Annotated in this window: 9 protein-coding genes; 2 read left to right on the top strand and 7 right to left on the bottom strand. The window is 37.2% G+C overall.

The features are described from left to right. Window positions 1-35: 35 nt before the first annotated feature. From VHP32_02860 to ppk1, 7 genes are all read right to left on the bottom strand, one after another. A complete protein-coding gene (locus VHP32_02860; GenBank protein ID HEX2786819.1) occupies window positions 36-1,619 on the bottom strand; it encodes a T9SS type A sorting domain-containing protein in 1,584 nt (527 codons plus the stop codon). Between the two features lie 64 nt (window positions 1,620-1,683). Further along, window positions 1,684-3,624 (bottom strand): (E)-4-hydroxy-3-methylbut-2-enyl-diphosphate synthase, encoded by a 1,941-nt coding sequence (gene ispG / locus VHP32_02855; GenBank protein HEX2786818.1) that lies wholly within the window; start codon window positions 3,622-3,624, stop codon window positions 1,684-1,686. Between the two features lie 108 nt (window positions 3,625-3,732). Further along, window positions 3,733-4,686: a rhomboid family intramembrane serine protease gene (locus VHP32_02850; protein HEX2786817.1), complete on the bottom strand. Its 954-nt coding sequence runs from the start codon at window positions 4,684-4,686 to the stop codon at window positions 3,733-3,735. Between the two features lie 35 nt (window positions 4,687-4,721). Beyond that, a complete protein-coding gene (locus VHP32_02845; protein HEX2786816.1) occupies window positions 4,722-5,462 on the bottom strand; it encodes a phosphocholine cytidylyltransferase family protein in 741 nt (246 codons plus the stop codon). Between the two features lie 54 nt (window positions 5,463-5,516). Further along, complete coding sequence (locus VHP32_02840) at window positions 5,517-7,397, bottom strand: potassium transporter Kup (GenBank protein HEX2786815.1); 1,881 nt, start codon at window positions 7,395-7,397, stop codon at window positions 5,517-5,519. Window positions 7,398-7,413: 16 nt separating this feature from the next. Then, window positions 7,414-8,904 carry a carbamoyl-phosphate synthase large subunit gene (gene carB, locus VHP32_02835; GenBank protein ID HEX2786814.1) on the bottom strand — a complete coding sequence of 497 codons (1,491 nt, stop codon included), beginning with the start codon at window positions 8,902-8,904 and terminating at the stop codon, window positions 7,414-7,416. 6 nt (window positions 8,905-8,910) lie between these two features. Then, complete coding sequence (gene ppk1, locus VHP32_02830) at window positions 8,911-11,037, bottom strand: polyphosphate kinase 1 (protein ID HEX2786813.1); 2,127 nt, start codon at window positions 11,035-11,037, stop codon at window positions 8,911-8,913. A gap of 170 nt (window positions 11,038-11,207) precedes the next feature. On the opposite strand from ppk1, the gene VHP32_02825 reads away from it, so the two are divergent. Next, window positions 11,208-12,251 carry a T9SS type A sorting domain-containing protein gene (locus VHP32_02825; GenBank protein ID HEX2786812.1) on the top strand — a complete coding sequence of 348 codons (1,044 nt, stop codon included), beginning with the start codon at window positions 11,208-11,210 and terminating at the stop codon, window positions 12,249-12,251. Window positions 12,252-12,361: 110 nt separating this feature from the next. Beyond that, a complete protein-coding gene (locus VHP32_02820) occupies window positions 12,362-13,399 on the top strand; it encodes a deoxyhypusine synthase (protein HEX2786811.1) in 1,038 nt (345 codons plus the stop codon). Window positions 13,400-13,420: the final 21 nt, after the last annotated feature.

Genomic DNA, 13,420 nt, shown 5'->3' with positions numbered 1-13,420 from the left:
AGACGCAAAATTTTGCGTCTCTATAAAACCTACAATTACTTTATCAAAATCATTTTTTTCACGTCTGTAAACTTAGAAGTTTCAAGCTTGTAAAAATACATTCCGCTTGTTAACCTGCTTCCGTCGAAATTTATTTTATATGTTCCCGGTGTTAAATTTTGATTTACCAATGCAGAAACCTCTTTTCCCATAACGTCATATACTTTCAATTTCACAAAATCAGGGTTCGAAATTTTAAACTCAATGTTTGTAACCGGATTAAAAGGATTCGGATAATTTTGAGAAAGAGAATATTTTTCAGGAACTTCACTTGAAATATTTTCAACAGAAACAGGATTCGGAGTTATGAAAACTTTATATATAACATCATTCGCTGTGCTTGGACCGCCGTTTGGCAATGTTGCTCTGATGCCGCCATAAATATAACCGACAAGTGTTCTTCCCTGAATGCTTCTGAACTTTATAACCTGATTGTCATAAGCAGAAACGTTTTCAGATTTAATCATCTCAGAACTGGTTCCCAAAAGTCCGGGCATTTTTGCAGGCAAAACTTCTTCTATTGTGGAGCCGTTTGCATTTTTGGTCAACAATACAATATCGTCAATAAACGGTACAAGTGTATCGCGTTCATAATTTCCGCTATTATAATCATAAAGGCTTGTTCCGCCGAATAACGTGGTGTACATTTTGCCCGTTACCGAATCAAACATAGAAAGATGTGCTGTATGGTACTGACACATCTTTTGTGTGAAGCTCATATCAACCGAACATCCGTTTGCATCCATGTAAACAGGATTCTGAAACGGTAAATCAATATTATGTTGAAAGACACCTCCGTAAATAATTATATATGGAGTCATGTCCGGTTTCAAAGCAGGTGAGACATTTAAATCTCTTCTGTGAAGATTAACGGTATCAATGTATTCGTAATAATCGGTTATTGAAATAGTTGAAGATGTTTCGTCTATTTTAAATTTTTTATACGAGTTTGTATATTTCTGGTCATTGTTGCCTACTTGAATGTAATTTCCTCTGAAATCATGACCGCCGATTAAATAGAAAAACCCGTTCATATATTCCATATCACCGCCGCAAACTTCAACGCGGGTATCTTTAACTTGCTTAACTGAAGATGCCATGGAAGTCCCGTTTATTACGGCATTCATCATTTGCGGAACGTCAATTGCAGTAAGCATCGGGAATGTTTCATAGTTCCCGATTAAGCTATCGATTCCGAATCCGCCGCATACATAAAGCTTTGTACCGACCTGAATGCCCTGAAGATTTGTTGAACGCAGAGGGTCAGCTTGCGCGATTGATAAATCTGTAAATAAATTTCGTGACCAAACCTGATTAGTATTATAATCAATTACATAAACCATTCTGTTTGCATATGTTCTCGGGAATGCCGTTGAAGGTGTCATTCCGTGCAAGCCGTTTGTTCGTCCCCCGATTAACAGCCACTTGTTGTCATGTTTTGCAAATGTAAATGAATGAAGTCCGGGTGCGCCGGGAATGTTCAATGCTTCAAGCTCTACAGTGAATGGGTCATCGTTTCCTGCAAATGCAAATTGAAAAGATGTAACTGTGAGCAAAAAGAGTAATAAGAATTTTTTCATTAATATGTATAAGTATTTTAAATTTAATTTAATGCGGGTAATAAAAAAAATATGTGAACTGATTTTATGAGACAAGAGGATTTACCCAATCCCCGTTTTCTTTGATAAGAGTGATTAGCTCGTCAAGTGCGAATTCCGTATTGATACTGCGTTTAACAACTTCTTTTCCTTTGTACAACGTTATTTTTCCGGGTCCGCTTCCAACATAACCATAATCTGCATCTGCCATTTCGCCCGGTCCGTTCACAATACATCCCATTATTGCAATTTTTATGCCTTTCAGGTGGTGGGTGCGATTGCGGATTTTTGCGGTAGTTTCCTGCAAATCGAACAAAGTTCTGCCGCAGGAAGGGCATGAAATATACTCTGTTTTTGAAATTCTTGTCCTTGTCGCTTGTAAAATCCCGAAAGATATATTGTTAAGCTTATTTGCGTTAATCGTGTCGCTTTCAAGCCAGATTCCATCACCGAGTCCGTCGATTAATAATCCGCCAACATCTGTCGAGGAATAAAGCATTAAATTTTCTTCATCGATTTCTTTATATTCGCGTTTAATAATAACAGGATTTTTTATGTCCTTAAGATGAATGAATGCTGCGCGGATTTCTGCAAGAGCATTTTCATTATCGGTTCTTAAAATCAAAACCGTCGTGTCATCGTTTTTTAATTTTGCAACAAGCTCATGAGTTAAGTCATCGATTGTAAGCAGTAAAAAATTCTGTTTATCAGATAAATTAATATCCTTTGTATATTGTGAAGGAGTTAAAAGCGGAAATGAATCATTTTTGTTTTCAAGACCCATCCAATGACCATAATCAAAAATCTTTTTCAGTGTTCCGGGTAAATTAAAATCAATGTCTTTGTTCTTTAAATAGATATAATCCGCAGCAATATCGTTTATGTTCCACTTATCAAGTGAAGCATCATAGTTATAACCGATGTCAGCAAGGTTTTCAGGTTTTACTGTTTGTTTTTCGTTGAGTGTTAAAATCACAACAGGAACATGATGCCCGCCCGTTTTATTTATCTCAATTGAACTTCTCTTTTCGTAATCAAACGGGTTAATCGGATTTTCATGAATAGCAGGAATCAGCTTTGTGTTATCTCTTCTTGAATATCTCTCGACAAGTCTTTTGCAGACAGGAACTTCAAGCTCAGGTTCTTCGGTGAGCGAAACTCTTATTGTATCACCAAGCCCGTCTTCTAAAAGCGTTCCGATTCCAACCGCCGATTTAATTCTTCCGTCCTCACCTTCACCTGCTTCGGTTACGCCAAGATGAAGAGGGTAATTCATTTCTTCCTCTTCCATTTTGTTAACAAGCAAACGGTAAGCTTCAACCATCACCTTCGGATTGCTTGCTTTCATTGAAAGCACGATGTTATAAAAATTATTTTCCTGGCAGATGCGAACAAACTCAAGTGCAGACTCAACCATACCAAGCGGTGTGTCACCGTAACGGCTCATTATTCTGTCTGAAAGCGAACCGTGATTTGTGCCGATACGCATTGCCGTTCCGTATTCTTTGCAAATCAAAACAAGCGGAGTAAATTTTTCTCTTATTCTTTCGAGCTCGCTGGTGTAATGTTCATCGGTATAATTATAAACCTGAAATTTTTTCTTATCGGCATAGTTACCGGGATTGACGCGGACTTTCTCAACAATTCTTGCGGCAAGTTCAGCGGCATTTGGAGTGAAATGAATATCGGCAATCAGCGGTGCTTTGTATCCTCTTTTGCGAAGCTCTTTTTTTATGTTCTCCAGATTCTTAGCTTCGTTCATGCTCGGAGCGGTGATGCGGACATAGTCGGCACCTGCTTCGATTATGCGGATGCACTGCTCGACAGTTGCCTGAGTGTTCATCGTATCTGTGGTGGTCATTGATTGAATACGGATAGGGTTGTTTCCGCCAAGAGGAATATCACCGATGAACACTTCGCGGGTATGATAACGCGAGTATTCGGTTAAACTGTTGCAGTATTTTTTAGAATCTGTAGTTACTATCATTCCTTTTTAACACATCTTATATTTGTCATTCCTGCGAAAGCAGGAATCCATCAACGAAACGTTGACCCTGAAACGAGTTCAGGGTGACAAAAATAAGGATTAAAAAATTTATCTCAATTTTTTGCTTTCGTGGAATAAAATCTTTTTTTCTTCATCAGTTAAGCTTGCATAGCCACCCTGTGAAAGCTTGTCAAGTATTTCATCGATTCTTTTCTGTGCCATGCGTTCCTGTTCTTTTGATTCTTCCTGATATTTATCTATTACCGGTTCATTTTTTATTTCTTCAAACTTAACTTCTTTTGGCTTTTGCTCTTTCGATGAACCGTTGGTATAGCTTGTGTATATGTTCCCGCTATCCTGTTTAGTGTTGAACTTATCAAAAATATCAGGTTTCTTAAAACGCATGCTCATTCCCCGTCCACGTCTTGTTGTTATCCATAAATAAATAAATCCTGCAACTGCACCTCCGAGATGTGCAATGTGTGCAATGCCTGTATTGGCACTTGAAAGGATATTCATAAAATCAAAAAACATATAAAGCAAAATTACATACTTTGCTTTTACGGGAATCATGAAATAAATATAAATCGGTCTGTTCGGGAATAAGAAAGCAAACGCTGCAAGTATTCCGTAAATTGCACCCGATGCTCCGACAGTCGGTCCTGTTGTTGTAAACATAGGCGCAATGATTTCATTTGCAACAGCTGCAGCAAAACCGCACATCATGTAATAAATCAAAAACTTTTTTGAACCCCATATATTTTCAAGCTCGAAGCCGAACATCCACAGGATAAACATATTCATGAACAAATGCATAAACCCGCCATGCAGGAACATGTATGTAATTAACTGCCACGGCATGAAATATCCGCTGTCTATTGGCCATAGGTAAAAATATCTTATTAAATATTGTTCTGCCGGAACGCCGTCTATAGTAAAATTCCCTAAGAAAAATGCCTGAATAAGAAAAACTGCTATGTTAAGTACAAGGAGTATTTTCAGAACAGGTGGGAAAAAACTGAATCCGCCGAATAATCCCGGTCGTCTGTTAAAGGTATTCATTATTTAAAACTCTCAATCTTTTTAATGTCTTTTAATTATTTCTTTTCATTCCATAATTTCTTTGCCTGTTCATAATCTTCTTCGGTATCTATTTCGATGCATATACAATCTGAAACATCAATAGCATGCTGGCTGTTCCGTTTTTCGTTCGTATCAGCCATTTTTTGGAGATAAACCTCGTGAGGTTCGTTCCTGTTAGCGGGGTTCTCCATGTCTTTACTCAATATACCGAATAAGTTTTGCATATAATATGAAGAAAGACGGTAAATGCCGGTTGCTTCTCCAATTGCACCGGCTAAGTCTATGTTTTTACCTATTTTAGTAATACGATTGTCCATATCACACGCAACTTTTACCATTTCATTATTTAAATCGGAGGTTATATTAACAGCTGCCGGATTCTCAAGATGAGAATTATTTAGTTTTCGTATAACATCACTTTCAAATAATATGTCGGCATCCAATAAATAAATGTCTTCATCACGAATTAAATCTTTTGCAAGGCAAAGTCCATATGCGGAATTTGTTTTAGCGTAGTCTTCATTTGTTACATAGCGGACTTTAAGTTTTGTAAAATTGTATGCTATGTAATTTTTTATAAGTTCTTCACGATAACCTGTTACCATGATAAATTCTTCGATTCCATTGTCAATCAAATTGTCTATTGTAATTTGCAAAATATTTGTGTCTCCGATTTTCAGAAGACATTTTGGCAAATCTTCGGTTAAAGGTTTTAATCTGCCGCCGATACCTGCGGCTAATATGACTGCCTGCATAATTTCAAAATTTAGTTAAGGTTTTGTTATTTTAATAATAACGGAAAAAACTTATCAGAGTTCCACCTGAGTGCCGACTTCAAAAACTTTATCATTCGGCAAATTAAAAAACTCGGTTGCGCGCTGTGAGTTGTTAGAAAGGAGAACAAAAATTTTATTTCTCAAACGATGGAAAATATTTTTATCTTTAACTAAAAGCGATTCTCTGCCGAGGAAGAATGTAGTTTTGTTTTTGTCAACTTTAATTCCGCGCTCATTTAATACATGAATTACTTCATCTATATTAGTTTTATCCATAAATCCATAGAACGCAATTACTTTATAAAATCCCTCGAGTGGATTTTCTATCTCAATTTTTTCTTCGAGTTTTACGTGCGGAACTTTAAGGTAACTGATATTTAAAATGATAATCTGCTTATGCAAAAGCTTATGATGCCTGATGTTTAAAATAAGCGGCGGCGGTGTGCTTTTTCTGTTGCTTGACATATAAATTGCCGTTCCGGGAATCGTGAACATTCTCGTGCTTATTAAATCCTCAATAATATTTTCAATCGGCTGCGTTTCTTTCTGAATTTTATCCATAAGCTCTCTTCGTCCATGTTTCCATGTAGTCATAATAAAATAAATTAGCGCACCAAACAACAGCGGGAACCATCCACCCTGCCAAAGTTTAAGCATGTTTGAACTCCAAAAAGCAATATCAATTACAAAGAAAAACCCTGCGACTGCAATTGCAAAAGGCAGCTTCCATTTCCAAAGTCTTGTCATCGCAATAAATAATAAGATAGTAGTCGTAACCATAGTCGATGAAACTGCAATACCGTATGCTGCTGCTAAATTGCTTGATGTTTCAAAACTAATCACGAGCAATATAACAGCAGCGCACATTAAATAATTTAAACGGGGAATATATATTTGCCCTGCTTCTTTTTCAGACGTATAATCTATCTTTAACCTTGGTAAATAACCCAATTGTAATGCTTGGAACGTAAGTGAGAATGCGCCGGATATTACCGCTTGTGATGCAATTATTGCGGCAAATGTTGCTATAATAACCATAGGATATAAAGCCCATTCCGGTCCCATATTATAAAATGGGTTACTAACTTTGTCAGGTCTTGCAAGCAGAAAGGCACCCTGCCCGAAGTAATTTAATGTTAATCCCGGCAAAACAATAATGAACCATGCAGCTCTTATAGGGAATCTTCCGAAATGTCCAAGATCAGCATATAAAGCTTCACCCCCCGTTACAACAAGAAATACCGAACCTAAAATAATAAATCCGTGAAATCCGTTTTCAATGAAAAAGTTTACGCCCCAATATGGATTTACAGAAGCAAGCACGGAAGGATTTTGTATAATCCAGCTTATTCCTAATACCGCAAGCGTCGTGAACCAGATTAATGTAATTGGTCCGAAAATTTTTCCAATACCGCTTGTCCCTTTTTTCTGAAAAAGAAAAAGGATAATTATGATTACTATTGTAATTGGTAATATAAAATGATCAAAGTAAGGAGTAGCAACTGAAAGTCCTTCAACTGCAGATAATATGGAAATGGCAGGTGTGATAATTCCATCGCCATAAAGCAGTGCTGCACCAAATAATGCCAGAGCGATAATAATTGCTTTAGTTTTTCCCGATATCTTGTTGTTAACAAGCGCCATCAATGCAAGTATTCCGCCTTCACCTTCGTTATCAGCGCGCAGAACAAGAATGGAATATTTAATTGAGATAATTAATATTAACGACCAGAAAATAAGTGAGAGGATGCCATAAATATTATCATGGGTAAGCGGTATTGCATGCGGACCATGAAAACATTCTTTGAGTGCATAGAGGGGACTTGTTCCTATGTCGCCGTAAACAACTCCGAGTGCGGTGAGTGAGAGTAATGCTAAATACTTTTTTCCTTTGTGCTCGTACGAGCTACTCAAAATACTCCTAATTTAATTATAAACTATAATTATATAATTCCAGTTCAGCCTCAACAATGTCTTTAAGCTGACACAAAAACCATCTGTCAATTTTTGTAGCTTCAAAAATTTCATCAATCGTTGCATCTACAAGCATTGCATATCTAATCCAAAAAATATTATCACTTCGCGGGACCATAAGCTTTGTCAAAATTTTTTCTTTCAGTTCCTGCTTTTCTTTTTTATTAAGGTTAAGCAAATATTCCGTATCAAATACATCTTTTCCATCTGCTCCAAATCCTGCTCTCCCGGTTTCTAAAGAACGGATTGCTTTCTGAAAAGCTTCTTTAAAATTTCTTCCTATGGACATTGCCTCACCAACGGATTTCATCTGGACTCCAAGCACATCGCTTTCAGGATTCGATGAACGGAACTTATCAAAATCCCATCTCGGAATTTTAACTACGATATAATCAATTACCGGCTCAAAGCTTGCAGGAGTTGTTTTTGTAATATCATTTGGAATTTCATCAAGTGTATAACCCACAGCAAGCTTCGCGGCAATTTTTGCAATGGGGAATCCCGTTGCTTTCGATGCAAGCGCAGAGCTTCGCGATACGCGAGGATTCATTTCGATTACAATCACACGACCCGTATCGGGATTTACCGCAAACTGAATGTTTGAACCCCCTGTTTCAACACCGATTTCGGAAATTACTTTCTTCGCTGCATCACGCAAAACCTGATACTGCCTGTCGCTGAGTGTCTGCGCAGGTGCAACTGTTATCGAATCTCCCGTATGCACACCCATCGGATCAAAATTCTCTATTGAACATATAACAACAAAATTATCATTAATGTCTCTCATAACTTCAAGCTCAAACTCTTTCCAGCCGATGAGAGATTCTTCGATTAATACTTCTCCAATTGGCGACGCAGTAATTCCGCGCATGACTTTTGTCTCAAACTCTTCGATGTTGTATGCAGTTCCTCCGCCTGTTCCGCCAAGAGTAAATGAAGGTCTTATGATAACAGGAAAACCGATTTCTTTTATAAATTCTTTTGCATCTTCGGTTGAATGGACAAACCTTCCTTTTGCAACCTCAAGCCCGATTTTTTCCATAGCAAGATTGAACAATTCGCGTGATTCGGCTTTCTTTATCGGTTCAACCTTTGCTCCTATCAACTCAATGCCGTATTTTTCTAAAATTCCCTTTTCGTATAAATCCATTGCTGCATTTAAAGCAGTCTGTCCGCCCATAGTCGGAAGAATTGCATCCGGTTTTTCTTTGATGATAATTTTCTCTATGAACTCGGCAGTGATTGGCTCGATGTAAGTTGCATCGGCAATCTCAGGGTCTGTCATTATGGTTGCAGGATTGGAGTTTATGAGAATGACTCTGTAACCTTCTTCTTTGAGGGCTTTGACGGCTTGTGTTCCTGAATAATCAAACTCGCATGCCTGACCGATAACAATAGGTCCGCTGCCGATTATGAGAATGGATTTAATGTCGGTTCGTTTTGGCAAGTATCGTTAATCGTAAATTTTTATTTTCAATGCGTCGTGTTCCATAACTTTTTTTCGGACTTCTTCCTTGATTTCCTTTTCGTGTTTGCTCTTTACCTTTTTCAAAAAATATTCCTGAATATTTATTTTCTGATCGCTTGCATTTCTTCGCTTTCTGATATAACTGCCATCGGGAAGCAAAACTCTTGATTTGACATTATCGCTTAAATATAATTCAAGTATTTCAATAATGTCTTCTTTAATTCCTTTATCTTCAATCGGGAATAATACTTCGACGCGTCTGTCAAAATTTCTTTCCATCCAGTCGGCGCTTCCGAGATATACAGAAGAATTCCCGTTATTATTGAAATAATATGCCCTGCTGTGCTCCAAAAATCTTCCGACAATACTCTGCACCATAATATTTTCGCTAAGTCCTTCGATGTTTGGCTTAAGCGAACAAATTCCGCGGACTATCATGTCGATTTTAACACCTGCTTTGGAAGCTTCATATAATTTTAAAATAATATCGTTATCCATCAACGCATTATTTTTTACAATAATTCTTCCGTTACCATATTCTTTATGAGATGCAATTTCTTTATCAATTAATGAGAGTAATTTTTTTCTTAAGAATACCGGGGCAACTATGAATTTTTCAAAATTTAATTGCTTTGAATAGCCCGTCAGATAATTAAACAAATTCGATGCATCTTTTCCAAAGCTTTCATTACATGTGAATAATCCAAAGTCAGTATAAATTTTTGATGTTGCAGGATTGTAATTTCCCGTTCCCATATGCAGGTATCTGCGCATTCCGCCTTCTTCTTTTCTGACAACAAGCGCAAGCTTGCAGTGAGTTTTCAAACCGACAAGTCCGTATACGACATGCACACCTGCTTTCTCAAGTGCGCGCGCCCAGATGATATTGTTCTCTTCATCGAAGCGTGCTTTCAATTCAACTACTGCTGTTACCTGCTTGCCGTTTTCGGCAGCTTCAATTAATGACTTAATAATAGGGGAGTCACCGCTTGTTCTATATAATGTAAGCTTTATTGCATAAACATTAGGGTCTTCCGCTGCTTGCGCAACGAACTCGCTGACAGATGAGAAAGAATAAAATGGATGATGAAGCAGTATATCACGCTGTGAAATTGCTTTAAAGAAATCATCCTCCGCTTCCCTAAAGTAAGAAGATATGCGCGGAGTAAAACCCTCATATTTAAGATTACGTAAATCTATTTTATATAATTCCATAAGGTCGGCTAAGTTCATTAAGCCATCCATTTTATAGATTTCGTATTCTTTAACTTTTAAAAGGTTTACAAGAAAATTCAAAAGCTTATCAGGCATTTTTTTATCGACTTCAAGACGGATAAGGATTCCCAATCTTCTTTTTTTAACTTCTTCCTCGATTAATTTTAATAAATCATCCGCTTCTTCTTCTTCAAGTTCAAGATCTGCATTGCGTGTGATTCTGAAACTAAAACAATCGGTTGAGTGCATTCCCGGAAAAAGCTTATTAACGTTTGCGCGGATTATTTCTTCAGTTGAAATATATTGGTATCCTTCAAGAGTGTTAATTTTGTAAAACCTTGGAATGTTGCTCGGTATCTGGATTACACAAACTTTTTCTTCGTTCTCGTCAGTAGTCGGGTCATCGAGAATAATTGCAAGCGCAAGACTTCTGTTTACAAGATTCGGAAACGGATGAACGTTGTCAATTGCAAGAGGAGTTAAAATTGGAAAGAGTTCTTTATCGAAATATTCATTGACGGCCAATTTATCGGATTCAATCAGCTCATCATATTTAAAAATGTTGATGTTGTTTTCTCTGAGCTGCGGGGTAATGACTTCGTTAAAAGTTTTGTATTGTTCATCGACAAGCGGAACAAGTTTATTCCAGATTTCGGTAATCTGCTCTTGCGCGCTCATTCCGTCAACAGAAAGTTCGTTCACGTCGCTGACAATCTGACGTTTCAATCCCGATACGCGAATCATAAAAAACTCATCGAGATTGTTTGAGAATATTGAAAGAAATTTTACTCTTTCGAGAAGAGGGTTTGTGATATCCTGAGCTTCCTCGAGGACTCTTCGGTTAAATTCAATCCAGCTTAACTCTCTATTGAAAAAAAACTCTTTTCGCTTTTGCATAAAAATATCTGTATTTACAGTATTTTATTCATATTTTACGGTCATAATTTATATTTTCTATATATTACTTTCTATTCATAAAATGGGAATATAATGTTAAATTTTAATGGTTTAAAATCTTTAATTTTTGATAAATTTTCACTAAGTTTTAATAAATTAAATATCTTGCTATGAAAAAATTATTACTGATTTTGATTGTGGTCATAGTATCCGGTACAGGCTATGCACAAAATAAAAAAGTTTTATTTGAAGAGTTTACAAATGCTTCATGCGGACCATGCGCTGCAAGTAACCCGACGTTGAGAGCATATATGGAATCCAAAGGTGACAGCATAATCGGAATAAAATATCATACAAACTTTCCCGGCTTTGACCCGATGTATAATGCAAATCCGACCCAAGTAGAACAAAGAAGGGGAGGATATTATTCAGACGTTAATGCTGTTCCTTGGCTTAAAGGTGACGGAAATTGCTTTGCTGATATCTGGCCATTCAACCAGACAAATCTTGATAATGCATTTAACACAAGGAAAGCAATTACTCCGCAGGTTTTGATTACAGTTATAGACCAGAGGATTGCCGGAGATACAATAAGAGCGACAGTTACAATAAACATTCCTTCAAATTTGCCTGCAGGTGATTATAAGCTGAGAGTAATGGCAACGCAGAAATATATTCAATATGTTACTCCTCCCGGTTCAAACGGCGAAATGTATTTTCCGCATGTATTTTTATTGGGTTTGCCTGATATGACCGGAACAACATTGCCGACAAGCGCAGGAACGCATCAGTTTATATTTAAATATAAAAGACAGGCATCATGGATTGACTCTCTTGTTTCTACAGTTGCATTCGTTCAGAATGATGCAAGCGGGCAAAAAGAAGTTTTGAATGTTGGTGAAGGCGCCGATAACCCGACAGGAATCGTAAACACATCAACTGAAGTTCCTGCAAGCTTCAAGCTTCATCAGAACTATCCTAATCCGTTCAATCCGAGCACTTCGATTAAGTTCGAAGTTCCCGTAACAGGACACGTAAAGCTGAAAGTTTATAACTCACTCGGCAAAGAGGTTGCAACTCTAATAAACGAAAACCTCATTGCAGGAACATATGACTTTGATTTCAACGCATCAAACTTAGCTTCGGGAGTTTATATTTACAAACTCGAATCAAACAATTTCTCAGATGTAAAGAAAATGATGTTGCTAAAATAATTTCCTAAATTTTACAATTATTTAAGGGGCGGGAAGCCCCTTTTTCATTTATTAAACCTTTTAAAATACATATATTTATCAAACATTAATTTATTTAAATTTATCGAGATATGGCGACAAAGAAAGACTTCCTAAAAGAGACAATCCAGCACATTGACATCAAAAAACATAATGTAGTTCCGCTTGTTGATGACATGAAAGACATGGCTTTTTCATCGAGAGATTTGGCAAAAGCTGCCGAGTATTATGACATGATGCTTTCTGACCCTAATTGTTCAGTTATGTTGTGTTTAGCAGGCTCACTTTTTTCAGCAGGATTAAAAAATGTTGTAGTGGACATGGTTCGCAATAACATGGTTGATGCAATCGTTTCAACGGGCGCTATTATGGTTGACCAGGATTTCTTTGAAGGACTTGGCTTCAAACATTATAAAGGAAATCAGTTTGCAGATGATAATGTTTTGCGTGAATTAATGATTGACAGAATTTATGATACATATATCGATGAAGAAGACTTAAGAGAGTGCGATATGATAATCGGAAATCTATGTGACACTCTTGAAAGAAGACCATACTCATCACGTGAGTTTATATGGCACATGGGTGAGTATCTCTCAAAGAACGGAAAGAATAAAGACTCTGTTGTGCTTGCTGCATATGAACACAATGTTCCGATTTTTGTGCCTGCGTTCTCGGACTGTTCTGCAGGATTCGGATTGGTTCATCATCAGTTTCATAATCCCGATTCGCATGTTTCTATTGACTCGGCAAAAGATTTTCTTGAGCTTACAAAATTAAAGCTTGATGCTTTTGAAACCGGCTTATACATGATTGGCGGAGGTGTCCCGAAAAACTTTGCGCAGGATACTGTTGTTGCAGCAGAGATATTAGGCAAAGATGTCCCGATGCACAAGTATGCAATTCAGGTTACTGTTGCAGACGATAGAGATGGTGCGCTTTCAGGTTCAACATTGAAAGAAGCAAGCTCATGGGGAAAAGTTGACATGACCTACGAACAAATGGTCTACTGCGAAGCAACAATTGCGATGCCGTTGATTTCAGGATATGCTTATCATAAAGGCAATTGGAAGAACAGAAAGAAAAGAGAATTCAGCAAGATGTTTCAGAACGAATCAGTAAACGCATAATTAATTTTTTATTCAATAAAA

This window comes from Ignavibacteria bacterium, assembly GCA_036262055.1.
Lineage (GTDB): Bacteria > Bacteroidota > Ignavibacteria > Tepidaquicellales > Tepidaquicellaceae > DATAJP01.
This window is presented reverse-complemented; position numbering and strand designations above follow the sequence as displayed.